This window comes from Humitalea sp. 24SJ18S-53 (assembly GCF_050632385.1).
Taxonomy (GTDB): domain Bacteria; phylum Pseudomonadota; class Alphaproteobacteria; order Acetobacterales; family Acetobacteraceae; genus Humitalea.
Genome location: NZ_CP192599.1, coordinates 693,094 through 719,410, shown reverse-complemented (window position 1 = coordinate 719,410; position 26,317 = coordinate 693,094). Strand labels below are relative to the sequence as shown.

Annotated in this window: 22 protein-coding genes; 12 read left to right on the top strand and 10 right to left on the bottom strand. The window is 69.6% G+C overall.

Annotation, left to right across the window (positions count from 1 at the left end):
• The first annotated feature begins 3 nt into the window (after positions 1–3).
• The 4 genes from pstA to phoB all read left to right on the top strand — a co-directional run bounded on the left by pstA (position 4) and on the right by phoB (position 3,235).
• Positions 4–876: a phosphate ABC transporter permease PstA gene (pstA, locus tag ACQW02_RS03405; RefSeq protein ID WP_431283875.1), complete on the top strand. Its 873-nt coding sequence runs from the start codon at positions 4–6 to the stop codon at positions 874–876.
• Between the two features lie 80 nt (positions 877–956).
• Positions 957–1,769: a phosphate ABC transporter ATP-binding protein PstB gene (gene pstB, locus ACQW02_RS03400; protein WP_431285998.1), complete on the top strand. Its 813-nt coding sequence runs from the start codon at positions 957–959 to the stop codon at positions 1,767–1,769.
• A 13-nt stretch (positions 1,770–1,782) separates the two neighbouring features.
• Positions 1,783–2,508, top strand: a complete 726-nt coding sequence (phoU, locus tag ACQW02_RS03395) for a phosphate signaling complex protein PhoU (RefSeq protein WP_431283874.1) — start codon at positions 1,783–1,785, stop codon at positions 2,506–2,508.
• Between the two features lie 10 nt (positions 2,509–2,518).
• Positions 2,519–3,235 (top strand): phosphate regulon transcriptional regulator PhoB, encoded by a 717-nt coding sequence (gene phoB, locus ACQW02_RS03390; RefSeq protein ID WP_431283873.1) that lies wholly within the window; start codon positions 2,519–2,521, stop codon positions 3,233–3,235.
• Here the strand turns inward: phoB and ccmB are convergent.
• Both ccmB and ccmA read right to left on the bottom strand, forming a co-directional pair.
• Positions 3,232–3,882 carry a heme exporter protein CcmB gene (ccmB, locus tag ACQW02_RS03385; protein ID WP_431283872.1) on the bottom strand — a complete coding sequence of 217 codons (651 nt, stop codon included), beginning with the start codon at positions 3,880–3,882 and terminating at the stop codon, positions 3,232–3,234. The two genes, phoB and ccmB, sit on opposite strands and share 4 nt — an antisense overlap.
• A complete protein-coding gene (gene ccmA / locus ACQW02_RS03380; protein WP_431283871.1) occupies positions 3,879–4,478 on the bottom strand; it encodes a heme ABC exporter ATP-binding protein CcmA in 600 nt (199 codons plus the stop codon). The genes ccmB and ccmA overlap by 4 nt, the downstream gene beginning before the upstream one ends.
• A 101-nt stretch (positions 4,479–4,579) precedes the next feature.
• On the opposite strand from ccmA, the gene acnA reads away from it, so the two are divergent.
• Entirely contained in the window at positions 4,580–7,285 is a 2,706-nt protein-coding gene (gene acnA / locus ACQW02_RS03375; protein ID WP_431283870.1) for an aconitate hydratase AcnA, read from the top strand.
• A 122-nt stretch (positions 7,286–7,407) separates the two neighbouring features.
• Here acnA and ACQW02_RS03370 read toward each other — a convergent pair whose 3' ends face one another.
• Complete coding sequence (locus ACQW02_RS03370; protein WP_431283869.1) at positions 7,408–8,106, bottom strand: DUF1194 domain-containing protein; 699 nt, start codon at positions 8,104–8,106, stop codon at positions 7,408–7,410.
• Positions 8,107–8,284: 178 nt separating this feature from the next.
• Between ACQW02_RS03370 and ACQW02_RS03365 the strand changes: the two genes are divergently transcribed.
• The gene (locus tag ACQW02_RS03365) at positions 8,285–9,235 is read left to right on the top strand and encodes an amidohydrolase family protein (RefSeq protein WP_431283868.1); all 951 of its coding nucleotides are present in this window, start codon (positions 8,285–8,287) and stop codon (positions 9,233–9,235) included.
• On the opposite strand, the gene ACQW02_RS03360 is transcribed toward ACQW02_RS03365, so the two are convergent.
• Positions 9,214–10,344 carry an MFS transporter gene (locus tag ACQW02_RS03360; RefSeq protein ID WP_431283867.1) on the bottom strand — a complete coding sequence of 377 codons (1,131 nt, stop codon included), beginning with the start codon at positions 10,342–10,344 and terminating at the stop codon, positions 9,214–9,216. The two genes, ACQW02_RS03365 and ACQW02_RS03360, sit on opposite strands and share 22 nt — an antisense overlap.
• An 82-nt stretch (positions 10,345–10,426) precedes the next feature.
• Between ACQW02_RS03360 and ACQW02_RS03355 the strand changes: the two genes are divergently transcribed.
• The 5 genes from ACQW02_RS03355 to ACQW02_RS03335 all read left to right on the top strand — a co-directional run bounded on the left by ACQW02_RS03355 (position 10,427) and on the right by ACQW02_RS03335 (position 16,953).
• A complete protein-coding gene (locus ACQW02_RS03355) occupies positions 10,427–13,399 on the top strand; it encodes a helicase-related protein (RefSeq protein ID WP_431283866.1) in 2,973 nt (990 codons plus the stop codon).
• Between the two features lie 9 nt (positions 13,400–13,408).
• Entirely contained in the window at positions 13,409–13,729 is a 321-nt protein-coding gene (locus ACQW02_RS03350; protein ID WP_431283865.1) for an RNA-binding S4 domain-containing protein, read from the top strand.
• Positions 13,730–13,812: 83 nt separating this feature from the next.
• The gene (gene fdxA / locus ACQW02_RS03345; RefSeq protein WP_431283864.1) at positions 13,813–14,145 is read left to right on the top strand and encodes a ferredoxin FdxA; all 333 of its coding nucleotides are present in this window, start codon (positions 13,813–13,815) and stop codon (positions 14,143–14,145) included.
• 149 nt (positions 14,146–14,294) lie between these two features.
• Complete coding sequence (locus ACQW02_RS03340) at positions 14,295–15,353, top strand: CarD family transcriptional regulator (RefSeq protein WP_431283863.1); 1,059 nt, start codon at positions 14,295–14,297, stop codon at positions 15,351–15,353.
• Positions 15,354–15,471: 118 nt separating this feature from the next.
• Positions 15,472–16,953 (top strand): mechanosensitive ion channel family protein, encoded by a 1,482-nt coding sequence (locus ACQW02_RS03335; RefSeq protein ID WP_431283862.1) that lies wholly within the window; start codon positions 15,472–15,474, stop codon positions 16,951–16,953.
• A gap of 22 nt (positions 16,954–16,975) precedes the next feature.
• Here the strand turns inward: ACQW02_RS03335 and ACQW02_RS03330 are convergent, their stop codons facing one another.
• The 6 genes from ACQW02_RS03330 to ACQW02_RS03305 form a co-directional block, all read right to left on the bottom strand.
• A complete protein-coding gene (locus ACQW02_RS03330; RefSeq protein ID WP_431283861.1) occupies positions 16,976–18,922 on the bottom strand; it encodes an alpha/beta hydrolase domain-containing protein in 1,947 nt (648 codons plus the stop codon).
• Between the two features lie 106 nt (positions 18,923–19,028).
• On the bottom strand, positions 19,029–19,817 hold the full coding sequence (locus tag ACQW02_RS03325; RefSeq protein WP_431283860.1) for a Bax inhibitor-1/YccA family protein: 789 nt from the start codon (positions 19,815–19,817) through the stop codon (positions 19,029–19,031).
• Between the two features lie 152 nt (positions 19,818–19,969).
• Positions 19,970–21,700: an ABC transporter ATP-binding protein gene (locus ACQW02_RS03320; protein WP_431283859.1), complete on the bottom strand. Its 1,731-nt coding sequence runs from the start codon at positions 21,698–21,700 to the stop codon at positions 19,970–19,972.
• The gene (locus ACQW02_RS03315; protein WP_431283858.1) at positions 21,697–22,188 is read right to left on the bottom strand and encodes a deaminase; all 492 of its coding nucleotides are present in this window, start codon (positions 22,186–22,188) and stop codon (positions 21,697–21,699) included. Before ACQW02_RS03315 ends, ACQW02_RS03320 begins: the two co-directional genes overlap by 4 nt.
• A 45-nt stretch (positions 22,189–22,233) precedes the next feature.
• Complete coding sequence (locus ACQW02_RS03310) at positions 22,234–24,822, bottom strand: ABC transporter permease (protein WP_431283857.1); 2,589 nt, start codon at positions 24,820–24,822, stop codon at positions 22,234–22,236.
• Positions 24,819–25,589: an ABC transporter ATP-binding protein gene (locus tag ACQW02_RS03305; protein WP_431283856.1), complete on the bottom strand. Its 771-nt coding sequence runs from the start codon at positions 25,587–25,589 to the stop codon at positions 24,819–24,821. Before ACQW02_RS03305 ends, ACQW02_RS03310 begins: the two co-directional genes overlap by 4 nt.
• Between ACQW02_RS03305 and ACQW02_RS03300 the strand changes: the two genes are divergently transcribed.
• Positions 25,570–26,247, top strand: coding sequence for an arylesterase (locus ACQW02_RS03300; RefSeq protein ID WP_431283855.1), 678 nt, complete (start codon positions 25,570–25,572; stop codon positions 26,245–26,247). The two genes, ACQW02_RS03305 and ACQW02_RS03300, sit on opposite strands and share 20 nt — an antisense overlap.
• The last annotated feature ends 70 nt before the right edge of the window (positions 26,248–26,317 follow it).

Here is a 26,317-nt window from a genome sequence, read left to right as displayed (position 1 = left end):
ATCATGAGCGCCACCATCTTCGCCGCCCGCGACGCGGCCACCGCCGCCGCCCTGGGTCGTAGCCGCAAGCGCCGCGACACGCTGGTCCGCGTGCTCTGCAACCTCGCCACCATCATCGCCCTGGGCGTGCTGGTGTCGATCCTGGGGCTGCTGACCTATCGCGGCTTTGCCGCCCTCGACCTCACGCTGTTCACCACCAGCACCAGGCCGCCAGGGTCCAACGGCGGGTTGTTGAACGCCATCGTCGGCAGCCTGATCCAGGTGTCGATCGCAACCGTCATCGGCACACCGATCGGCATGCTGGTCGGCACCTACCTGGCCGAATACGCGCGCAATTCGGCCCTGGGCAACATGGTCCGCTTCGTGTCGGACATCCTGCTCTCGGCACCCTCCATCCTGATCGGTCTGTTCGTCTACCAGTTGCTGGTGGTGCCCTTTGGCGGGTTCTCCGGCTGGGCGGGCGTGGTGGCGCTGTCGATCATCATCATCCCGGTGGTGGTGCGCACGACCGAGGACATGCTGCGGCTGATCCCCGACACGCTGCGCGAAGCGGTCTGTGGCCTGGGTGCGCCGAAGTGGAAGATGATCGTGCTGGTGTGCTGGCGTTCGGCGATCAGCGGCATCCTGACCGGCATCCTGCTCGGCATCGCGCGGATCGCGGGGGAAACGGCGCCGCTGCTGTTCACCTCGCTCGGCAATAACAACTGGTCGACCGACCTGACCAAGCCCTTCCCCAGCCTGCCGCTGACCATCTACGCCTATGCCGGCTCGCCCTACGAAGACTGGATCGCGCTGGCCTGGGCCGGTGCGCTGCTGACCACCGCCATGGTGCTGGGGCTGAACGTCGTGGCCCGCGCCGTGCTGAAGCCACGCTGATGAACGCCCCCGACAAGCCCATTCTGGACCCGAAGGACACGACGATGAGCAGCAGCATGACCGACGGCGCGCCCCCCCGCATGGCAGCCACCACCGGCTTCGGTGGCGTCGAGGCACGCAGCACCGCGGCGCTGAACGCCCAGGCCCGCATTTCCTGCCGCAACCTGGATTTCTTCTACGGCGCGAACCGGGCGCTGAAGGCGATCAACTTCGACCTGCCGGAAAAGCAGGTCACCGGCATGATCGGCCCGTCGGGCTGCGGCAAGTCCACCCTGCTGCGGGTGCTGAACCGGATGTACAGCCTGTATCCGGGCCAGCGCGCGACGGGCGAGGTCCTGCTGGATGGCGAGAACATCATCGCCGACAGCGTCGACATGAACGCGCTGCGGGCGAAGATCGGCATGGTCTTCCAGAAGCCCACGCCCTTCCCCATGACGATCCGCGAGAACATCGCCTTCGGCATCCGCCTGCATGAAAAGCTGGCGAAGCCTGCCATGGACGAGCGCATCGAATGGGCGCTGACCCGCGCCGCCCTGTGGGGTGAGGTCAAGGACCGCCTGGATGCCAGCGCCATGGGCCTGTCGGGTGGCCAGCAGCAGCGCCTGTGCATCGCCCGCACCATCGCGGTGCGGCCTGAGGTGATCCTGTTCGACGAGCCGACATCCGCCCTCGACCCCATCAGCACCTTGAAGATCGAGGAGCTGATCGACGAGTTGAAGCGCGACTTCACCATCTGCATCGTGACGCACAACATGCAGCAGGCGGCGCGCTGCGCCGACCAGGTGGCCTTCTTCTACCTGGGCGAGCTGATCGAGGTATCGCCGGCGGCGCAGATGTTCACAGCGCCCAAGCACCCCAAGACCCAGGAATACATCACCGGCCGGTTCGGCTGAGAGAGGCCAGGACATGCCGCAGGACCTATCGGAGCATATCGTGAAATCCTACGACGAGCAGCTGAAGCGCTTGCGCGAACTCGTGGTCCGCATGGGCGGGCTGGCGGAACGGCAATTGGCCGATTCCACCACCGCGCTGATGCAGCGCAACGCGGAATTCGCCGGGCAGATCATCGAACGCGATGCCGAGATCAATGCGCTGGAGCGCGAGATCGAGGCCTTCTGCATCCAGTTGCTCGCCCTGCGGCAGCCGGTGGCGCAGGACCTGCGGTTCATCATCGCCTGCCTGAAGGTGGCGCATAACCTGGAGCGCATCGGCGACTACGCCCGCAATGCCGCCAAGCGCACCGTCGTGCTGGCCAGCCTGCCGCATGTCGGCAGCATGAACGGCTTCGAGTGGATGGCGCGCCTGGTGCAGCAGAACCTGAAGGACGCGATCGACGCCCTGGTGAACCAGGATGCCGCCGCGGCCGAACGGGTCTGGGGCGCGGATGAGGCGGTGGACAAGATCTACAACGGCATCTTCCGCGAATTGCTGACGCATATGATGGAAGACCCGCGCAACATCACCGCGGCGACCCACATGATGTTCATCGCCAAGAACTTCGAACGCATCGGCGACCACGCGACCAACATCGCGGAAACCGTGCATTACGCGATCGTCGGCGACACCCTGCCGGAAGATCGCCCCAAGTCGGATGGCAGCAACTATGCCGTTGTCCGCCCACCCGCGGATTAGGGATATCGCCATGCCCGACATGTTCACCGGCCCCGGCAAGCCCACCATCCTCATCGTCGAGGATGAGGCGCCGTTGCTGACCCTGCTGCGCTACAACCTGGAAAAGCAGGGGTTCCGTGTCGAGGAAGCGACCGACGGGCAGGAAGCCCTGCTGCGCGTGTCCGAGGCCAAGCCGGACCTGGTGCTGCTGGACTGGATGCTGCCGGCCCTGTCGGGCCTTGAGGTGTGCCGCCAGTTGCGCCGCCGCCCCGCGACGCGCGAATTGCCCATCATCATGGTCACCGCGCGGACCGAGGACCAGGACGCCGTGCGCGCGCTGGACACGGGGGCCGACGACTACATCGCCAAGCCCTTCGCGATGGAGGCGCTGCTGGCCCGCATCCGGGCACTGCTGCGCCGGTCGGGTGCGGTCGTTGCCAAGGGGACCTTGGCCTACAAGGACCTGTCGATGGACCAGGACGCGCATCGCGTGACACGCAATGCGCGCGCGCTGCACCTGGGGCCGACCGAATATCGGCTGCTGGAATTCTTCCTGCAGCACCCGGGCCGCGTGTTCACCCGCGAGCAATTGCTGGATGCGGTCTGGGGCCGCGACATCCATGTCGAACCCCGCACGGTGGATGTGCATATCCGCCGGCTGCGCAAGGCGGTGAACGGGGATGGCGAGATGGACCTGATCCGCACGGTGCGGGCTGCCGGGTATGCGCTGGATTCCGACCCGGGCTAAGCCCCCCGGAGCGCCGCCCCCGCCGCGAGCGGCGCGAGCGGCGCGAGCAAGGCGGCCTGGGCCGCCAATAGATAGAGGAAGGCCGCCGGCGACACGCCCCCGGCCGCCGCCTCGATCGCCCCCGCGGCAAAAATCACCGCCGGGATCGCCAGGGGCAGCACCAGCAGCGGCAGCAGCACCCCGCCCCGTCGCGCGCCCAGGGTCAGCGCGGCACCCAGCGTGCCCAATAGCGACAGCACCAGCGTCGCCAGCGCCAGCGCCAGCAGGGCGACGCCCCAGGCCTCGGTCGCCAGGTTCAGCATCGCGGCCGCGACCGGCACCGCCAGCAGCAGCGGCAGCCCCGTGGCCAGCCAATGCGCCATGGCTTTCACCGCCGCGATGCCCGCCGGCGAGACGCCCGACAGCAGAAGCAGGTCGAGCGAGCCATCCTCCTCCTCCGCCCCGAACATGCGGTCGAGCGGCAGCAGCGCCGCCAGCAGCGCCGATGCGACCAGGGCGCCGGGCGCCAGCCTGGCCAGGGCATCCGGCGCCGGACCGACGCCGAAGGGGAAGAGGGCGGCGACCAGGATAAAGAACAGCACCGCCCCCAGGCTGTCCGCTGGCTGGCGCAGCGCCAGCCGCAATTCGCGGGCCAGGAGAGCGATCACAGGGATAGCGTCTCGGCACCCGGCAGCGGCAGCGGCAGATGCGTCGCCGCGACCACCATGCCCCCGGCCGCGCGATGCGACGCCAGAAGTACGCCGAAGCGATCGACCGAGGCCGTGTCCAACCCCAGGGTCGGTTCATCCAGCAGCCACAAGGGCGCGGCCCCGAGCGCCAGCCGGGCCAGGGCAGCGCGCCGCCCCTGCCCCGCCGAAAGCACCCGCGCCGGCAGCCGGGCCAGCGGCGCGAGCCCAACGGCCGCCAGGGCCGCCAGGATCTCGGCCGCGCCGACGCCGGCCAGCGCCGCGTAGGGCGCGAGGTTTTCCGTCACGGTCAGCGCCGGCTTCATCGCATCGCGGTGGCCAAGCCAGCGCAGGCGGCGGGCATGGGCGGCCGGATCCTCGGCGGTATCATGTCCATCCCAGGTCACGCGGCCCTGCGCCGGGGCGAGCAAACCGGCCAGGATCCGCAGCAGGCTGGTCTTGCCGGCACCATTGCGTCCGGCGAGCAGCAGGGCCCCGCCGGGCGCGAGCCGGAAGGACAGGTCGGCGAAAACCGCCCTTTCCCCCCGCCAACAGGCTACCCCTTCGGCCGCGAACACGCCCAAATTCCCCCAAACCAACCGCCGCGGGCCGATTGTTCCGCTGCCCCCCCCTGCTATAACCCCCGCTATCGCAGTCAAGAGACAGGACCAGCCCAACCATGCGCATGATCGGCCAGGATACCCTCAAGACGCGGCGGACACTTTCGGTGGATGGGAAGACCTACCACTATTTTTCGATGCCAGAGGCCGCCAAGACCCTCGGCGACGTGTCCCGCCTGCCGTTCAGCCTCAAGGTTTTGCTGGAGAACGTGCTCAGGAACGAGGATGGCCGCGCCTATACCGTCGCCGATGCGCAGGCGGTGGTGGATTGGGTCAAGGAAGGCCGCAGCACCCGCGAAGTGCCGTTCCGCCCGGCCCGCATCCTGCTGCAGGATTTTACCGGCGTCCCGGCGGTGGTCGATCTCGCCGCCATGCGCGATGCGCTGCTGAACCTGGGCGGTGACCCGCGCCGGGTGAACCCGCTGCTGCCGGTCGACCTCGTGATCGACCACTCGGTCATGGTCGATGTCTCCGGCACCGCGACATCGTTGCAGCAGAACGTCGATATCGAGTTCGAGCGCAACGGCGAGCGTTATGAGTTCCTGCGCTGGGGCCAGGAAGCCTTCGCGAACTTCCGCGTCGTGCCGCCCGGCACGGGCATCTGCCACCAGGTGAACCTGGAATACCTGGCCCAGGTCGTCTGGACGATGACCGATGCCGGCGATGTCTATGCCTTCCCCGATAGCTGCTACGGCACCGACAGCCACACCACGATGGTCAACGGCCTGGGCGTGCTCGGCTGGGGCGTCGGCGGGATCGAGGCTGAGGCCGCGATGCTCGGCCAGCCGATCGCCATGCTGATCCCGGATGTCATCGGCTTCCGCCTGACCGGCAAGCTGAAGGAAGGCGTTACCGCGACCGACCTCGTGCTGACCGTCACGCAGATGCTTCGCAAGAAGGGCGTGGTCGGCAAGTTCGTCGAATTCTTCGGGTCGGGCCTGGATGACCTGCCGGTCGCCGACCGCGCGACCATCGGCAACATGGCGCCGGAATATGGCGCGACCTGCGGCTTCTTCCCGGTGGACGAGGCGACCCTGGGCTACCTGCGCCTGTCCGGTCGCGACGAGCACCGCATCAACCTGACCCGCGAATGGTGCAAGGCGCAGGGCATGTTCCGCGATGCGAACACGCCGGAACCGGTCTTCACCGACCTGCTGGAATTGGACATGGGCACGGTCGAGCCGTCGATGGCCGGCCCGAAGCGCCCGCAGGACCGCCTGGCGCTGACCGGCGTCGCTGCTTCCTTCAGCAAGGATTTGGCCGCCGGCACCATGGGTGTTCCGGGCGACAAGGCCGGCCTGCGCGTGCCGGTCGAGGGTGCGGACTACGACCTCGGCCACGGCGATGTGGTGATCGCGGCGATCACGTCGTGCACCAACACGTCGAACCCCTATGTCATGGTCGCGGCCGGGCTGGTGGCCCGCAAGGCGCGGGCCAAGGGGCTGATGCCGAAGCCTTGGGTGAAGACCTCGCTCGCCCCTGGCAGCCAGGTGGTCACGGAATACCTGGAAAAGTCCGGGCTGAACCATGATCTCGACGCGCTGGGCTTCCAGACCGTCGGCTACGGCTGCACCACCTGCATCGGCAATTCCGGTCCGCTGGAAGACCCGATCGTGGATGCGATCGAGAACAACAAGCTGGTCGCGGCCTCGGTCCTGTCGGGCAACCGCAACTTTGAGGGCCGCGTGCATGCCAATGTGCGCGCCAACTACCTCGCCTCCCCGCCGCTGGTCGTCGCCTACTCCCTCGCCGGCACGGTGAAGCTGGACCTGGCGACGCAGCCGCTGGGCATCGGCAGCGATGGCCAGCCGGTGTTCCTGCGCGACATCTGGCCGAGCCAGAAGGAAGTGAACGACACGGTGCATGAGAACGTGACGCGCGCGATGTTCCGCGAGCGGTACGGCGATGTGTTCAAGGGCCCGGCGCAATGGCAGGCGATCCGCGTCGATGCGGAAAGCGACACCTATCGTTGGAACTCGGGCAGCACCTACGTGCAGAACCCGCCCTACTTCGATGGCATGACCGCCGAGCCGCTGCCGATCGCCTCGATCAAGGGCGCGCGCCTGCTGGCGCTGCTGGCCGACAGCATCACGACCGACCACATCTCCCCGGCCGGCAGCATCAAGAAGGCGTCGCCCGCGGGCGAATACCTGGGCGAGCACCAGGTGCGCCAGGCGGACTTCAACTCCTACGGCGCCCGCCGTGGCAACCACCAGGTCATGATGCGCGGCACCTTCGCCAATATCCGCATCAAGAACGAAATGGCGCCGGGCACCGAAGGTGGCGTGTCCAAGCATTATCCGTCGGGCGACACCGGCGCGATGTATGACGTGGCCATGCGCTACAAGCGCGAAGGCGTGCCGCTGGTGATTTTTGGCGGCAAGGAATACGGCACGGGTTCGTCCCGCGACTGGGCGGCGAAGGGCACCTTCCTGCTGGGCGTGAAGGCGGTCGTCGCCGAATCCTTCGAGCGCATTCACCGGTCGAACCTCGTGGGCATGGGCGTGCTGCCGCTGACCTTCAAGGAAGGCGAGAGCCGCAAGTCGCTGAACCTGGTCGGCGACGAGGTGATCGACATTTCCGGCGTCGAGCAGCTTTCGCCGCGCATGACGCTTGAGATGACCATCCACCGCGCCGACGGCACCACGCACAAGACCGAAGTGCTGTGCCGCGTCGATACGGCGGATGAGGTCGAATACTACAAGAACGGCGGCATCCTGCAGTACGTGCTGCGCGGGATGGCCAAGGAGAAGGCCGCGGCCTGAGGGAGGTCGCACCTTGAGAGGGGCTTCGCCCCTCTCAAACTCTCCCCACCAAGGGGCCGTGGCCCCTGGTAGGGGTGGTCTGGAGGGGGCGAAGCCCCTTCCACGGCGCCGCCCTCCCCCAGCTACGACATTTCGCGGATCAGTTTCGCCCGCAGTGCCCTCCCGATGTCGCGGCGGTCTTCCGCCGTGATGACGAAGGACCCCGGGCCGCCCATCACGTCCCGGCGGTAGTGTTCTTCCAGCGGTTCGCCGCCCCGCGTGACGGTCCCGGGGCCGGAAATCGCCAGCGCGTTCACGATCATGCCCCGCCGCACCACGATGTCCCGCGCGATCGGCGATGGGCGCAGGCTGCGCAGGTCGGGACCGTCGCCCGAAACGTCGATCACCATCTGGTCCGAACTATACGGCCCTTCGCGCAGCAGATGGCTCGCGTGGTGAATGGCGTCGCCGATGGCGTTGTAGGATTGCGTCGTGCGCGGGGCCGCCAGCAGTGCCGCGGCCAGCGCCTGGGCCGAGGCTGCGTCGCTGACCCGGCGCCAGTCCACGGTGGTCTGCGACCCGCCGGGCGAACCCCATTCGATCACCGCGATCGCCACCGCGCCGCGGGGCTTGCTGCGGATGGCGGCGATGACCGGGGCGCTGGTCAGGGCCTCGGCATAGCCTTCGCGCTGGATGGCGAATTCTGCCTCGCCGATCGAGCCGGAGGCGTCCATGGCGAGCACCAGCAGCACGTCCACGGGCTCCTGCGCCGCGGCGTCGCGCGCGGCTAGCACGGCGGGGGTGGCGAGCAGGGCGCGGCGGGGAAAACGAACAAGGGTCATGCGGGATGCCTGTGCTGGCGGCCGGGATGGGCTGCCGTGGCAGCGTCGCGCGCGGGGCTGCGCGCCTGCAAGATGTTTGGCGCGCGGTGCCGCCCCTTTGCGTTATCGACACAACCGGCCTTAGCCTTGCGCCGTGTGCGGGAAAAACCCGCGGCCAATACAATTCGGAGGGAATTCCATGACACCCACCCCCAACCGCCGCGCGGTGCTGGGCGGCCTTGCCGCGGCAGCCATCGCTTCGCCGGTCCTGGCGCAAGGTGCTGCCGGCGCCGTGCGCTTTTCGGGCGGCACCGAGGCGCCGCGCCTGGTGGCGCCCCCCAATGCCACGGACTGCCACCATCACGTCTATGATGCCCGCTTCCCGGCCGATCCCCGGACCACCTTGCGGCCGCCGGATGCGAGCCCGGCCGATTACAACACGCTGCGCCAGCGCCTCGGCACCACGCGTTCGGTGCTCGTCACGCCCAGCACCTATGGCACCGACAACAGCCTGCATCTGCAGGCGATGCGGGAACTGGGGCCGGAGCGCACCCGCATGGTCGCGGTGGTCGATCCGACCGTGAGCGACGCGGTGTTGCGGGAGATGCATGCCGCCGGCGTGCGCGGCATCCGCTTCAACCTGGTGCAGGCGGGGGTCACCACCTTCGACATGGTGCAACCGCTGGCGGCGCGAATCGCCCCCTTAGGCTGGCACATCCAGTTCCATTTGCTGGGGCCGCAGATCGCCGAACAGGAAGCGATGATCCGCGGCTTGCCGACCCCGGTGGTCTTCGACCATTTGGGTCGCATCCCGCTGCCCGAGGGCGTGAACAGCCCGGGCTATGTCGCGGTGCGGCGCCTGCTGGATACGGGTCGGGCCTGGGTGAAGCTGTCGGGCGCTTATATGGACACCAAGGTCGGCGCGGCCGGGAACTGGTCGGATACCGTGCCGATCGCCTCGGGCTACGCGCAGGCGGCACCGGAACGCGTGGTCTGGGCCAGCGACTGGCCGCATGTGACCGAAGGCCCCGACAAGTCGGATGATGCGAAGCTGCTGGACCTGCTGACCATCTGGGTACCGAACGAGGCGGCGCGGCATCGTGTGCTGGTGGACAATCCTGCCCAGCTCTACGACTTCCCGCGCGGCTGAGCGAAACAGGCAAACACCAGGGCGATGGCGCAGAGCGCCGCCATCGCCCAATAGGCGGCCCCGCCAATCGCCGCGTAGAGCGGCCCGGCCGCCAGCATCAGCAGCCCAAGCGGCAGCCCCACCCCCACGGCGGCATGCAGCGTCTGGGCGGAAGCCTGGGCATGCGCCGGCACCACCGAGACGAGGATCCGCATCGCCGCCAGATGCTGGCAGGCGAAGGTCGCGCCATGCATCGCCTGGGCCAGCACCAGCGCCGGCAGCCAGGATGTGCTGGCGGTGATGCCCCAGCGCAGGATGCCGAAGCTGGCCGCGACCATGGTCAACCCGCGCCAGCCGAGCTTGTCCACGAAGCGCGCCGCGACCAGGAAGATCAGCACCTCCGCCAGCACGCCTTCGGACCACAACAGGCCGATGACCTGGGGCGAATGGCCCTCGGCCAGCCAGTGGATGGTGCCGAAGCTGTAGTAGAGCGCGTGGCTGCCCTGGATCAGCCCGGATAGGATCAACACGTGGCGGAAGGCCGGCAGGGCGATGGCTTCGCGCAAGCCGCCCCGGCGGCGTTGCACCCGTGGCACCGGCGGCAGGGCGGTGGCGGCCAGGGCGGCGCCCAGGAACAGGGCGGCGACGATCCAGGGCAGCGGCGCATGGCCCCAGCGCCCGACGACGATGCCGGAGACGGTGGCGAAGACGATGAAGGACAGGCTGGCCAGCCCCCTCACCCGGCCATAGTCGAACAACCCCTGGCGGGCGCCCTGCACGGTCAGCATCTCCGCGATCGGCAGGATGGGGGCCTGCACCATGCTGTGCACGGCCTGCACCAGCAGGAAGCCGACCACCCCGGCGACCAGGCCGAAGCCGCCGACCGTCAGCCCGGCCAGCAGGGCGGCGGTGACCAACACCTTCCGCGGGTCGCCCATGGCATCGGCGATCCGGCCGCCGAGCGGCCCCGATATCACGCGGGTGGCGCTGCCCGTGGCCAGCACGGCGGCGACCTCGGCCGGGCTCAATCCGCCCGCCGCCAGCAGCGCCGGCAGGAAGGGCAGGAACACCCCGACGGCCCCCAAAAGGGCCACCAACAACAGGCCATGGGCGATACCGGGGGGGAGCACGGGCGATACCGTGGACACCCGCAGGCGTGTCGGCAAGTCATGGCGGTTGCCAATGCGCTCGCCCCGCTTCACACAGTCGCGCATGAGCGATTTCTACCCGCGCGTTAAAGCCGTCCTCGGGCCGACGAACACCGGCAAGACCCATCTCGCGATCACGCGAATGCTGGGGCATTCGTCTGGAATCATTGGCTTTCCCCTGCGCCTGCTGGCGCGTGAGAACTACGACCGCATGGTCGCGGCCAAGGGCGCGAAGTATGTTGCCCTGATCACCGGCGAGGAAAAGATCGTCCCGCCGGAGGCCAAATGGTTCGCCTGCACGGTCGAAGCCATGCCGCTGGACCGCAAGGTCGAGTTTTTGGCGGTGGACGAGATCCAACTCTGCGCCGATTCCGACCGTGGACATATTTTCACGGACCGGATGCTGCACGCGCGCGGCATGGTCGAGACGATGTTCCTGGGCGCCGAGACGATGCGGCCGCTGCTGCAACGCCTGGTGCCGCATATCGAGATCGAGACCCGGCCGCGCCTGTCGGAACTGACCTATGCCGGGCCTGCGAAGCTGACCCGGTTGCCGCCGCGTTCGGCCGTGGTCGCGTTCTCGGCCGGCGAGGTCTACGCCATCGCCGAGGCGATCCGTCGTCGCCGGGGTGGTTGCGCGGTGGTCATGGGCCGGCTGTCGCCGCGCACGCGCAACGCCCAGGTCGCGCTTTACCAGAACCGCGAAGTGGACTTCCTGGTCGCGACGGATGCGATCGGCATGGGCTTGAACATGGACGTGGACCATGTCGCCTTCGCCGCCCTGCAGAAATTCGATGGCCACCGGCCCCGCCCGCTGACGACGCAGGAAGCCGCGCAGATCGCCGGGCGTGCCGGGCGTGGCATGCGCAACGGCACCTTCGGCACCACCGCCGATTGCCCGGCGCTGGACGAGGACCTGGTGCAGGGGATCGAGGCGCATCGCTTCGAACCGCTGGCCGCCATCGCCTGGCGCAACGCCGACCTGGATTTTACCGGCATCGATGCGCTGCTGGACAGCCTGGCCCTGCCCGCGACCCTGCCGGGCCTGGCCAAGGGCAATGACGCGACGGACCACATCACCTTGGCCGCGCTGTCGCGGGATGAGGCGGTGCGGAAAGCAGCATCCGGTAAGTCGCGCGTAAAACTGCTGTGGGAGACGTGCCAGATCCCCGACTTCCGCAAGCTGGCGGATGACAGCCACACGCGCTTCTGCCAGCGCATCTTCACCCACCTCGTCGAGGATGGCGGGCTGCCGGAAGACTGGATGGCGAGCCAGATCGCCATCACCCATCGCGCCGATGGCGACATCGACACGCTGATGGCGCGCCTGTCGGCGATCCGCGTCTGGGCCTATGTCGCCGCCCGTGGCGATTGGCTGAAGGATGCCGAGCGCTTCCAACAGGAAGCCCGCGCCGCCGAGGACGCCGTCAGCGACGCGCTGCATGAAAAGCTGACCGCCCGCTTCGTCGATCGCCGCGCGGCGCATCTGATCCGCGCGCTGGACGATACGGAGGAGGATCTGCTCTCCGCCGTCACGCGCGATGGCGCGGTGGTGGTCGAGGGCCATCCGGTCGGGAAGGTCGAGGGCTTTGCCTTCACGCCCGATCCGTCGGCGACAGAGGCCGATGACAAGAAGCTGGTCCTGCGCGCGGCACGCCGGGCGCTGCGCGAGGAGATGCCCCGCCGCGTCGGCCAGCTGGAAGCGGCTGGGGATGACAAGTTCACCCTGACCGACCTGCACCGGATCCTGTGGGAAGGAGCGGAAGTCGCCCGGCTGAAGCCGGGGCCGGAGCCGATCAAGCCGCAGGTCGAACCGCTGCCGTCGGAATTCCTGGATGGGCCGGCGCGGGAGCGCGTGCGCATTCGCCTGCAGGCCTGGCTGGATGCGGTGATCGCGCGCGATTTCGCCGTGCTCTTCGCCGTGGAGGCCAAGGCGACCGAGGACGCCGATTTGCGCGGCCCGGTCTTTACCCTGCGCGAGCACCTGGGCCTGCTGCCGGGCGGCACCGATCCGCGCATGACGCAGGAATTGCGCGAGAAGCTGAAGGCGATCGGCGTCCGCGCCGGGCGTTTTGCCCTCTACATCCCGGAAATGCTGAAGCCACGCGCCATGGCGCTGCGGGCGCAGATCTGGGCGCTGCGGGCGCAGCAGAAGGTGCCGTCGCTGCCGGGTGGCGGTCTGGTTTCGACCACGCCGATGCTGGATTGGCCGCGCGGCTTTGGCGCGGCGATGGGCTGGATGCCGATGGGCGCCGCGGCGCTGCGGCTGGACGTCGCCGAACGCATCGCCGGCGAATTGGGCCACCTGACGCGCCGCGCGCCGGCCGTGCTGCCGCCCGAGATCGTCAGCCGCATGGGCGTGAAGGCCGATGCGCTGCCGGGGGTTTTGGCGGGGCTGGGCTTCGTCGCCGTGCCGCCGGAACCGCTGGAGGAAGGCGCCTTTGGCCCGCCCGCCCCGGCCATGGTCGCGCATCGCCCGCGCGCACAACACCCGCCCCGGCGCGGGAACCAGGGCGGGCCGCGTCGCGACCAGGCCCCGGCGGCTGAAGGTGCCGAGGCTGCCGGCGCCCCACGCCCGTCGCGCCGCGACCGCCAGCGCCAGCCCCGCCCGCCGGTCGAGGCGGCAGCCGCCCCCGCCGAGGGCGCCGCACCGCCGGCCGAGGGCGCCACCGAGCGCCCGCGCGACCAGCGCCCGCCACGCCGCGACAACCGGCCGCAGGGCCCACGGCCGGATCAGCGCCAGAGCGGTGGTGAACCACGCCAGGGCGGCGAGCAGCGCCCGGCCGGCGACCAGCGCCAGGGTGACCAGCGCCAGGGCGATCAACGCCAGGGCGACCAGCGTTGGCAGAACCGCGGCAAGCCCCCCGGCGGCGGCCCGGGTGGTCGTGACAATCGCGACGGCCCCCGCACCGGCGGCGGCTTCCGCGATCGTGGCCCGCCGCGCAGCCAGGTGCTGTTCGAACCCAAGTCCACCGGGCGCGGCCCGGACCCGGACAGCCCCTTCTCGGTGCTGGCCAACCTGCTGCGCAAGCCCTGACCCCGCGCCATGCCGCAGCCCGAGCAGCGACAGCGGCTCGATCTATGGTTGTGGCATGCGCGGCTGGCCCGCAGCCGGGCCGACTGCACCCGCCTGGTCGAAAAGGGCGCGGTGCGGCTGAACCGGCAGCCGACCGAAAAACCGCATGCCCGCGTCGGGCCGGGTGACCTGCTGACCATCGCCCTGGGCAAGGGCGAGCAGGGCATCATCAAGGTCTGGCGCGTGCTGGCACTCGCGGAACGTCGCGGCCCGGCACCGGAAGCGCGCCTGTTGTATGAGGACCTGTCAGCACTACCTGACTCGGATGCGGATCCGCAGGCCCGCGCCTGACTGGACCCACCACCGCGCCGCAGCATATGGACAGGCGGCAGTCCGCGGGCCATCTACGCCGTACCGGACGGGAGAGCCTGATCGTGACCTACGTCGTCACCGAGAGCTGCATCAAGTGCAAGTACATGGATTGCGTGGAAGTCTGCCCGGTGGACTGTTTCTACGTCGGTGAGAACATGCTCGTCATCCACCCGGATGAATGCATCGATTGCGGCGTCTGCGAACCCGAATGCCCGGCCGAGGCGATCCTGCCCGACAGCGACGACAAGGCCGCCGCCTTCGCCGAGCTGAACCGCACCTATGCCGCGGAATGGCCGAACATCACCCGCAAGGGTGACGCGCCCGCCGATGCCGATGAGTGGAAAGACAAGCCAGGCAAGATGGCGCTGTTCGACCCGGCCCCCGGCAAGCCTTGATCCGCCCCTGGGTCCCGGGCGCCCGCTTCCACTACCCCTGACAAGGGGCTTGTTTTCTGTTATACTGCCCAAATTGGTGGAAGCGCCTGCGCTGACCGCCTCGACGTTCGCGTGGTCTGGACGCGCGGCACGTGACAGGGACAGCAGCAATGCCGACAGCAGCCAAGGGCAAGGGTGCGGTGAAACCGCCCGCCAAGGGTCAGGCCAAGGCCGTGAAGCCGCCAGCCGGCAAGGCGGTGGAGACGAAAGCCACCCCGGCCCACGGGAAACAGGCCACGGCGACCAAGGCGCCCGCCGCCAAGGTCGCGGCGGCCAAGGCCCCGGTGGCAAAGGCGCCGGTCGCCAAGACCCCCGCGCCGCCGCCACCCGCCAGCCCACCGCGCCCCATCGCCGCCAAGGCGGCGGCACAGCACAGCCCAGCCAAGACCGAGGCCCGCCCGCCGGTTGAACCGCCCACCCCCGCCCCGGCCCGCCGGACCCTTCCCCCCACCGGCACCGCCCCCAGCGGCTTTGCCGAGACACAGGCCAATGCCCCCTTGTCCATGACCGATACGACCACCCCCGCCGCCGCACCGACCGACCAGGCGCCTGAACTCGCCGGCAACATCGTGATCCCCGGGCCGCACCTGCCCGGCGGGATGCCCGGCGGCGGTCGCCCGCCGATCAGTGGCATGCCGAAGCCGCCGCCGAAGCCGCTCGGCAACAATGGCAAGGATTTCAAGGCGGGCGACCACGTGGTCTACCCGACGCATGGCGTCGGCCAGGTCCAGGGGATCGAGGAACTGCCCGTCATGGGTTCGACGATCCGCATGATCGTCGTGACCTTCGACGAGAACCGCATGACCCTGAAGGTGCCGATCGGCAAGGCCGCCTCCTCCGGCCTGCGGATGCTGGCCGATGGGCCGAAGATCGGCGAGGCGCTGGACACGCTGAAGGGCCGCGCCCGCATCAAGCGCACCATGTGGTCCCGCCGTGCGCAGGAATACGAACAGAAGATCAACTCCGGCGACCCCATCGCCATTGCCGAGGTGGTGCGCGACCTGCACCGCAACGCGGGGCAGCCGGACCAGTCCTTCAGCGAACGCCAGATCTACGAACAGGCGCTGGACCGCCTGGCGGCCGAGGTCGCGGCGATCGACCGCACCGACAAGCCGACCGCGGTGGACAAGCTGCTGGCGACGTTGAAGTCGGGCCTGGCCGCGGCCTGAGGACGAAACCCGGGGGATCCAGGTCCCCCGGCCCCGCCGCGACCATGCCTGCCCTGGGAAGGCGGCGCCCGTCGGGCGCGACGCCCCCATCTCCCAGCTGCGACATATGGCGGAACAGATGTCCCTAGACGCGTTCCAGGCCTCTCCGCTCGCGCAGCTGGTCTTTGTCGGCGTGGCCGGCATCGTGGTGTGGCACCTTATTGGCCGTGGCCGGCCGAACACGCGGCTGGTCGTCCAGATCGCCTTCTTCGCGGTCATGACCGCGATCCTGATCGCCAACGGCATCGCTCCACAGAGTTTCGGCGGCTATGGCGCGGATGAGGCGACGGCGCTGCTTGTCGTGGCGGCGAAGCTGCTGTGGTGGGTGCACTTGGCCTGGGCCGTCATCGGCTTCGTGCGCATCTACCTGGTCCTGGATGGCCGGCCGAGGGAAGCCCGGCTGCTGCAGGACCTGATCGTCGGCCTGGTCTACCTGGGCATGATTCTGTCGGTCCTGGCCTTCGTCTTCGGCGCGCCGATCGGCACGCTGGTCGCGACCTCGGGCGTGATCGCCATCATCCTGGGCCTGGCGCTGCAGAACACGCTGGGCGACGTCTTCTCCGGCATCGCGCTCACGCTGGGCCGCCCCTATGCGATCGGCGACTGGATCCTGCTCAGCGACGGGACGGAGGGGCGCGTCGTCGAGAGCAACTGGCGTTCGACCCATCTGCTGACCGCCGCGAATAATTTCGTCGTGCTGCCCAATGGCCTGCTGGCGAAACTCGGCCTGACCAATGTCAGCCGCCCGGACGAGACGCATTGGATCGGACTGACGGTGCGGGTCGCGCCGACGCGCATGCCCTCCATCGTCGTGGACGTCATGCGGGACGTCCTGTTGAGCTGCACTGCGATCGTGAAGGAACCGCCGCCGGTTGTCGCGCTCAAGGGCCTCGACGCCACGGCGCTGGAGGTCGAATTGCAGTTCCGGGTCACCAGCCCGGCGCAGCGCACGCCGGCGCGCAACGAGGTGCTGGACCTAGTCTATCGGCACTGCAAATCGGCTGGCCTGCTGCTGGCCATGCCCCCGGCATCCGCTGTCGCCATGGCCGATCTGCCGACCGAGGAAAACGCGATGCCGCCGCAGGTCACGCCACTGGCGCTGATCGAGGCGATCTCGATCTTCTCGCCGCTGACGCGCGACGAAAAGGCAGCGCTCGCCGCCGCGACGTCATCCCGCGCATTCCGGGAAGGCGATGTGATCGCCCGGCAGGGCGACATGCTGCGCAGCCTGATGATGGTGCGCGCCGGCGTCATCGAGATGCGGCATGAGGACAAGGAATGCGGGCGGCTCGCGCCCGGCGATTTCTTTGGCGAGACGGGGTTGCTGGCGGGGATGGGCGAAGCCTGCACGCTGACGGCTCTGACCCGCGTGACGGTCTATGAAATGGACCAGCACAGCTTTGCGCCGCTGCTGCGGGATCGGCCGACCATGGCCGAGGACCTGGCCCAGTGCCTGTCGCGGCGGGCCGAACGGGTCCAGGCGGGCGCGGCGCAAGGCCTGCCACAGGAACGCAGCGAGCGGGCGTTCCTGAAGGCGATCCGGACGATCTTCCGCGGCTGACGGGGCCCTTTCGCGACTGGCGCTACCGCCGGAACCGCGCCAGCGTATCGGCCTGGGCCGCAGCCGTGATCGCCGCCACATCCTCGGCCAGCAGCAGCCGTTCCACCGCCATGCGCTGCGCCGTGGCAGCAACCGCCGCGACATAGGCGTCCGGCGTCGGGTAGCGTTCGGCGATCGACAGGCGCGGGTCGCCCGCCGCCTCACGCTCCGCCTTGGTCGCGGCGAAGGGCACTGCCGCGCCGGTGTTGTAGCAGAGCGCCCCTGGGGCGAACCCCGCGCTGCGCGGGTTCCAGCCGGTGTAGGTCGCGCGCGGCACCTCGGTCACCGGCTGGCGCAGCCCGCCGACCGCATTGCCATCGGCATCGACGCGCGGGACCAGCACGACGTATTCGCCGCGCACCACCGGCGGCACCACGGTGTTGTCCACCAGTTGCGCCGGCCCGACCGTGCCGCGATAGCCGAGCGGCGTCAGGCCGGCATATTGCCCCGCCGGCGGCACCAGCGTGCCCTGGGCGATGCTGGGGTAGCGGCTGACGGGCGGTTCGACGCCCTCACGCAGCCAGGCCTCCATCGCGACCAGCAGGGCGCGACCGGAGGCGCCGGCGGACAGCGGGTTCACCGGCAGCGCGCAACGGTCGATCGGGGCGGCGACGGCATTGCTGGTGGCGAAATGCGGGTGGCCAACATTGGCATAGGCGCGGACTTCCGCCGGCAGGTCGATGTGCCGGCCCTGCGTGTCGGTCACCAGCAAGGACGCGCGGGCACCCCAGAACTCATACTCGCTGTCGGTCTGCATGATGCGCGGGCAGGTATTGGTCAGCCGGCAGCGCAGCAGCAACCCGTCGCGGGCGCCCGTCAGGTGATCCTCCGTCACGCCATAGGTGAAGGGGAACTGGTCGGCCGGGTAGTGCCGGTCGCCATGCGGCGTCGGGTTGCGGCCGGGCTGGGAGAAGCGGGCGTTGGTGTAGCTGCGGCGGCTGCCCGGGATATGTGGCAGCATGGCGTCATAGACTTGGCGGCCACGCTCATCCTCGTTGAAGCCGAGGTAGAGGTAGTCGCGCACCACGCGGCCGGATTGCGACACGCCGTGCAGGATGGCGCGGTCGACGGTGGGGCGGCCGTCGGTGGCCAGGGGGTTGGCGGCGCTGCGGTCCCGGCGCAGGAAGGCCGCGACATCGCGCATGGCGGCGAAGGCGATGCCCTGCACCGCCGGGTCCTTGGCCGTGTAGATGAATTCATACAGCGCACCGGCGTCGAAACCGGCGGGGCGCGTGATTTCGATGGTCTTGTCGTCGATGAAGCGGAAGCGCAGGTCGGGCGGCGTCACGCGCGGGTCATCGGCCTGGGCGCGAACGGTCAGGGTGGCACCATCGCGCGTCGCCGCCGGGTAGGTCAGGGTGCCGGTCGCGGGGTTGGTGGTGTTGTCGAACAGGAATTCTTCGCGCGAGACACCGGTGACATTGGGCACGATCGGCGCTTCCAGCCGCAGCCCGGCGCCGCGCGCATCGCCCGACGGGATATCGGCCTGCCAACCGACCCAGACCATCGTGTAGCCCTGGCGCATCAGGAAGCCGTTGCCGGCGTCGCGGCCTTGCAGCAGCCCGTTGGCGCCGTTGACGTCGTTGTAGAGCTGGCCTTCCAGTTCCCGCCCGCGGTTCGGCACTTCGACCAGCAGGGTGCCATTGCCGGCGAAGGCGCGGACGGGGCGCAGGATCACGACCTCAGTCACTGCCTCCACCCGGCCGGCCGCGTTGCGCGGGGCCAGGGCGATGTCGGCGATGATGGCATTGTGCGGATCGGCGGGGTCGAGGCTGAGAGTGGCGCGCCCGACCAGGCGTTCATAAGCTCCGGTGCTGCCAAAACTGGCCCCGGCAAAGGCGGGGGTGGGGGGCTGGAGGTCGAGGCGGGCGACCTCCGCCATCGCGGGCGTTGCCAGGACAAGGGCCAGGGCGGCGATTGGTTTACGCATCTTGGTTTCCCCCAATTTTTGGGAAGCCTAACCGCGGTCCGCCAAAAAGCGAAAGGCCCCGCGGATTGCTCCGCGGGGCCTCAAGTCGCATCAGGTTTTGGCCTGATCAGTTGCTCTGGTTACGCACGCCCATGAACTGCATCATGAACTGGAACAGGTTCACGAAGTTCAGGTACAGGCCCAGCGCGTCCATCACGCTGCGCTTGCCGGCGAGTTCCGTGCCCTCGGCATAGGCGTGCTCGATGTAGTCCGCCTTGATGCGCTGGGTGTCGTAGGCGGTCAGGCCGACGAAGATCACGACGCCGAGGACGCTGATGACGAAGGCCATCATGCCGCTCTGCAGGAACATGTTCACCAGGCTGGCGATGATGATGCCGATCAGGCCCATCATCATGAAGGACCCCATCTTCGTCAGGTCGGCCTTCGTCGTGTAGCCGTAGAGGCTGGTCGCGGCGAACATGCCGGCGGTGATGAAGAAGGTGCTGGCGATGCTGGCGCCCGTGTAGATGACGAAGATGTTCGCCATGCTGGCGCCCATCGCGGCGCAGAAGGCCCAGAACAGCGCCTGCACCGAGGTCTTGCTCATCCGGTTCACGCCGAAGGACAGCACCAGCACGAAGGCGAGCGGCGAGAACATCGCGATGTAGCCGAGGATCGTCGGCGCCACGCTCATGCCGCGCGGGGTGCGGATCACTTCGTAGAACAGCGACGCCACGGCCGGGTTATGCGCGATGAAATACGCGACGAAGCCGGTCAGGAGCAGCCCCGAGGCCATCCAGTTGTACACGCGCAGCATGTAAGCGCGCAGCCCGACATCAAGTGCGGCTGCGTCAACGCTGGCGGTACGGCCCCATCCGGCCATCGGCGCCTGCGGTCGGTTGTTGGACCAGGACATGTGGGAGCTCTCTCCTGAAGGCGGATGATTCCGCCGATACCCGCACTATATGGACGCCACGTAACCCGGATCAAGGGCCATGGCGGTCACGCAATCGCGCGGACCCCGGCAGCATAGGCCGGGTTCAGCGGTTTCGGAACAGTCCCGCAGCCTTATTCGGCCGCGTCGTCCGGGGCGAATTGCGCGGCATGCAGGCGGCCATAGGCGCCGCCCCGGGCCAGCAGGTCGCGATGGGAGCCTTGTTCCACAATCCCCTCATCCGTCACGACCAGGATGCGGTCGGCGTCGCGGATGGTCGCCAGGCGATGGGCGATGACCAGGGTGGTGCGCCCGGCCGCGAGGTCGGCCAGGGATTGCTGGATGGCGCGCTCCGTCTCGGTGTCCAGCGCGGAGGTCGCTTCGTCCAGGATCAGGATGGGCGGGTTGCGCAGGAACATGCGGGCGATGGCCAGGCGCTGTTTCTGGCCGCCGGAGAGCTTCACGCCGCGTTCGCCGATCAGCGTGTCCAGCCCATCCGGCAGGTCGGCGATCACGGCATCCAGCCTGGCCCGGCGGGCGGCATCCAGGATATCGGCCTCGGAGGCCCCCAGGCGGCCATAGGCGATATTGTCGCGGAAGGTGCCGGCGAAGAGGAAGACATCCTGCTGCACGATGCCGATCTGCCCGCGCAGGGAGGCCTGGGTCATGTCGCGGATGTCGATGCCGTCGATGGTGATGCGGCCGGACTGGATCTCGTAGAAGCGCGGCAGCAGCGAGCAGATGGTGGTCTTGCCGGCGCCGGATGGGCCGACCAGCGCCACGGTTTCGCCGGCCGCGACCGAGAAGGACAGGTCGCGCAGCACCGGGCGGTCGGGGGTGTAGCCGAAGGTCACGCCATCGAACCGCACATCCCCGCGCAGCGGGCCGGCGGGGGTGGCGCCGGGGCGGTCCTCGATCTCGGGGGCCGTGGCGAGCAATGCCAAAAAGCTGCGGAAGCCGGCGATGCCCTTGGGGTAGGTCTCGATGACCTGCCCCAGCTTGTCGAGCGGCCGGTAGAACACGCCGACCAACAGCAGGAAGGCGACGAAATCGCCGACCGACAGGGCGGAGCGCAGGATCAGCACGGCCCCGGCCAGCATGACCAGCACCTGCACCAGCCGCAGGCCCAGGTAGTTCAGCGTGTTGCCCGCCGCCATCAGCCGGTAGGCGTCGAGCTTGGTGCGACGGTAGAGGTCGTTGTCCGCGGCAAAAAGGCGTTGTTCATGCGCCTCGTTGCCAAAGGCCTTGACTACGCGGATGCCGCCGACGGCTTCCTCGATCCGCGCGTTGAAGGCGCCGACCCGGCCGAATTGCGCCTGCCAGTTCGCCGTCATCCGCCCGCCGTAATGCGCGACCACCCAGCCGACCGCCGGGACCACGGCGGCGGTGATCAGCGCCAGGACGGGGCTGATCAGCAGCATCAGCCCCAGGGCGCCGAGGAAGGTCAGCAGCGCGATCAGCAGATCTTCGGGGCCGTGGTGGGCGACCTCCCCGATGTCTTCCAGATCCTTGGTGACCCGCCCGACCAGGTGCCCGGTTTTTTGGCTGTCGTAGAAGCCGAAGGAGAGGGTCATCAGATGGTCAAAGGCTCGACGGCGCAGTTCCGTCTCGATCGCGATGCCGAGGACATGGCCCCAATAGGTGACGACGGCCATCAGCCCGGCATTGGCGACATAGACCGCCAGCAGGGCGAAGACGGCCAGGCCGATCAACTGCATGTCCGCCTGCGGCAGCAGGTGGTCGATGAAGGCGCGGACCGCCATCGGGAAGCCGAGTTCCAGCATGCCCGACAGGGCGGCACAGCCGAAATCCAGCAGCAACAGCCGCAGATGCGGCCGGTAGCAGTCGAGGAACTGGCGGATCATCGCCAATAGCCGGCGTGGGGCACCGCGCCCTCGTCCTCAAGACAGGGGCCGACGACCGTGACGGGTTCGGCGGCGGTGGCCAGCACGGCGGTGCAGGACAGCGACAGCCCGGCGGTATGCGGCTGGGCATTGCGCAGATGCAGGATGGCGGCGGCCGACAGGCCGAAGACGACGCGCCCGATGCCGGTGTAGAAGATCGCCGCACTGCACATCGCGCAGGGTTCGCCGCTGGAATAGATCGTTGACGCGCGCAGGGTGTCGCGCGGGATGGCGGCGGTGATGGCGGCCTGGCAGGCGTTCATCTCGGAATGGGCCAGGGTGCCGTCGCCCGATGACCCTTGGGTGGAGCCGGCCTCGGCCAGCACCGTGCCATCCGCATCGGCGATGACAGCGGCGAAGGGACGGTCGCCGCGTGCGCGGGCCGCCCCGGCCAGGGCAAAGGCCCGGCGCAACAGGGCGGCGTCGCGGTCGGTCAGGTGATGGTCCACGGCATCGGTCTCCTGATGCCGCGGGCCAAGGCTGACCGGGGGCGGCTACTCGTTGCGCAGCAGCGGCGCCGCGCGCGCCCGCAACGCAAGCGCCGTGCCCACATAGCCAAAAGCCATGGTCAGCGCGATGCAGCCGAGCACAACGCTGACCAGCGTCCAGGGCAAAAACGCCCATTCGGCCCGCATGACGAAGCGCACGACGCCCCAGGCGGCGGCCGTGCCGGCGGCGGCGGCCAGGACCCCCGATGCCAGGCCGAGCACGCCGAATTCCACCAGATAGGCGTGGCGGATCTGCGCCCTTGTCGCGCCCACGGTCTTCAACACCACCGCATCCCGTACCCGGCGCTGCTGCCCGGCCGCGACCGCGCCCGCCAGCACCAGCATCCCCGCCAGCAAGGTGACCGAGGCGGTGGAGGACAGCGCCATCGACAGGCGGCCGAGCAGGCTCGACACAGCCTCCAGCGCATCGCGCACGCGGATGCCGGAGATGTTCGGGAAGGCATCGGTCAGCGCCCGCAGCACCGCCACATCCTGGCCGGGGTCGTTGCGGACGGTGGCGATGTGGGTGTGGGGTGCGGCTTCCAGCAAGCCGGGCGACGCGACCAGGGTGAAATTGATCCCAAGCGTCCGCCAGGCGACGTCGCGCAGGCTGGCGATGGTCAGGTCCACGTCCCGCCCCATCACATTGACCGTGATGATGCTGCCCAGGCCGACGCCCCAGCCCTCGGCCAGGGCCGCATCGAAGGACACCAGCGGCGGGCCGGCGTAATCGGCCGGCCACCAGCGGCCGGCGACCAACCGGGTATTGGCCGGGGGCGTCGCGGCATAGGTCAGCCCCCGGTCGCCACGCAGCGCCCAGGCGGTGTCGGGGGTGGTCTGCACCTTGTCCACCGCCACGCCATCCACCGCGACGATGCGGGCGCGCAGGCTGGGCACGCGGGCGACCTGGTTCACCCCAGGAAGGGCGCGGGCGGTGGCGTCGAAGGCGGCGGTCTGGTCGTTCTGGATGTCGATGAAGAAGAAGGACGGCGCGGCACTGGGCATCTGTTCGTTGATCTGGCGGCGCAGATTGCCCTCGATCATCGCGACCGCCGCCAGGGTGGTCAGCCCGATGCCGAGCGAGACCAGCATGATCGGCGTCGCCGTGCCCGGGCGGTAGAGGTTCGCCAGCCCAAGACGCAGCGCCGGATGGCGCACCCGCCCGATTTTCTTCGCCCCCGCCATCACCAGCGACGCCCCGCCCCGGAACAGCGCCAGGGTCGCCAGCGCACCGGCGCAGAAAGCGGCGGCAAAGCCCGGCTGTTCGGCCGTCGCGACCACCAGCACGACCAGGGCCGCACCCGCCGCGGCATTGGCCGCGACCAGCGACCAGCGCGGCCGGCCGCCCTGGGCCACCACCCCATCGCGGAACAGAGCCGCGCCCGGGATTTCCCGCGCACGACCCAGGGGCCAAAGGGAAAAGGCCAGCGCCGTCAGCAAGCCATAGAGCGCCGCCAAGCCCAGCGGCAGCGGGTAGAACCCCAGGCGTGGCGGCACCGGCAGCGCATCGCCGATGGCGGACGCGGCAAGCCCCGTCAGCCCGGCGCCGATCACCAGCCCGATGGCGATGCCGACCACGGCCAGGACCAGCACCTGCATCAGGTAGGTGGCAAAGATCAGGTCGGCCGGGGCACCCAGGCAGCGCAGGGTCGCGATGGTGCGCGACCGCGCCGCCAACCAGGCGCGCACGCCCGTGGCCACCCCGATGCCGCCGACCAGCAGCGCCGTCAGCCCGGCCAGGGTCAGGAAGGACGCCGCGCGATCGACGAACCGCGTCACCTGCGGCGCCGCCCCGTCCGCCAGCCGGATGCGCCAGCCGCCATCGGCAAAGGGCTGCGCGCCCAGCGCATCGGCGAAGGCGCGGGCATTGGCCCCCGGCGGCAGGGCGATGCGGTATTCATAGGCGACCAGGCTGCCCGGCTGGATCAGCCCCGTCGCCGGCACCGCCGCCAGCGGAATCATCGCGCGCGGCCCCAGGATGCTGGGGCTGGCGACCTTGTCCGGTTCGGCGGTGATGATGCCGTCCAGGATGAACCGCGCCTCGCCAATGCGCAGCGTGTCGCCGACCGAGACGCCCAGGCGTTCGGCGATCGAGCGTTCCAGCGCGACGCCGAAGGCGCCATCCGGCCGCGCGGCCGGCAGGATGCCGCCCGGCGGATCCAGCACCAGCGCGCCATAGAGCGGATAGGCGGTGTCCACCGCCTTGAGTTCGACCAGCGCGCGTTCGCCCGATGGCGCGATGGCCATGGCGCGCATCTGGGTGACTTCGGAGATGCGGCCGCCCGATCGGGCGATCCAGGCGCGGGCTTCGGGCGGCAGGGTGCGATAGGTGGCCCGGACCTCGACATCGCCGCCCAGCAGCTTGGTCGCATCCTGGGCCAGCCCGGCCTCGGTCGCGGCGCGCAGGGTGCCGACGGCGGCAATGGCGGCGACGCCGAGCGCCAGGCAGGCGATGACGATCCGCAGCCCCTTCAGCCCGCCGCGCAATTCGCGCCGGGCGTAGCGTGCGGCCAGGCCCAGCGTGGCGGGCCAGTCCAGGGCGGTGCCATGCGCGACGCCGGATGGTGCGTCGCCGGATGCGGCCCCCGCGCTCACGCCGCCGCGGCCCGGCCGGCGCTGTCGGAAACGATGCGCCCGTCCTCGATACGCAACTGGCGGCCGCAGCGATTGGCCAGCGCGGGGTCGTGGGTGATCAGCAACAAGGTGGTGCCCAGGCGGCGCTGCATGCCGAAGAGCAATTCCATCACCGCCGCGCCATTGCCGCGGTCGAGGTTTCCGGTCGGCTCATCGGCCAGGATCAGCCGGGGTTCGCCGACCACGGCGCGGGCCAGGGCCACGCGCTGCTGTTCGCCGCCCGACAATTGCCCCGGGTAGTGGTCGATGCGGTGGCCCAGCCCGACCTCCCGCAACGCGGCCTCGGCCAGGTCGAAGGCATCGCGGCGGCCGGCGAATTCCAGCGGCACGGCGACGTTTTCCAGCGCGGTCATGGTCGGGATCAGGTGGAAGGCCTGGAACACGATGCCCAGCCGGTCGCGGCGGAAGCGGGCCAGCGCATCTTCGTCCAAGTCCGTCAAATTCTGGCCCGCGACGGTCAGGCTGCCGGCGGTCGCGCGTTCCAGCCCGGCCAGCAGCATCAGCAACGAGGTCTTGCCCGAGCCCGAGGGGCCGACGATCCCGACCGAGGCCCCCGCCCGGATCGACAGATCGACATCGCGAAGAATGTTGACCGGCCCGCCCGCCGTCCCCACCGTAAAGGCAAGGTTCCGGGCCGCGATGAGCGGCGGGGCCGAGTCGAGAGCGGGCTCCGTGTGTCGGGAGGCCGTCAGGTCGGGGCTATGCGTCATGTTGTCGGGCTGGGTCATCACTACCGGATATGGGCGCCGGGCCGCGCTGGCAAAGGTATTGCTCGGTATCGGATTGTTGCAGTGCGATGACGCCGCTGCCCAGTCGCCGCCGCGCGAATTGCGCATCGCCATGCTGGGCGATTCGATCACCGCCGGCTACGGCCTGGCCCGTGGCGAGGGGCCGCCGGCGCGGCTGGAGGCGCTGCTGCGCGCGGCCGGTCGGCCGGTGCGGATCATCGACGCCGGCGTGTCGGGCGATACCACCGCCGGTGGCCGGTCGCGGCTGGACTGGACCCTGGCGGACCGGCCGGATGCGGTGATCGTGGCACTCGGCGGCAATGACGGGCTGCGCGGCATCGCCCCCGCCGTCACCGCCGCCAACCTGGCCGATATCCTGGACCGCCTGGCGGCGCGGCGGGTGCCGGTGCTGCTGGCGGGAATGGTCGCGCCGCCGAACCTCGGCGCCGAGTATGGCCGCGACTTCGCCGCCGTCTTCGCCCGGCTTGCGGCCGAACGCCCGGGGGTGGTGTTCTACCCCTTCCTGCTGGATGGCGTGGCGGGGGATGAGGCGCTGAACCAGCCCGACCGCATCCATCCCAATCCGCGCGGTGCGGCGATCCTGGCGGAACGCATGCTGCCCGCGGTCGAACGGCTGATCGCCCAAATCCCCGCCTAACCACAGGAGACCACCCCCGGCACCCCCGCCTGCCCGGCCGCGCACAAAAATCCCCCGACGCCGCCCTTGC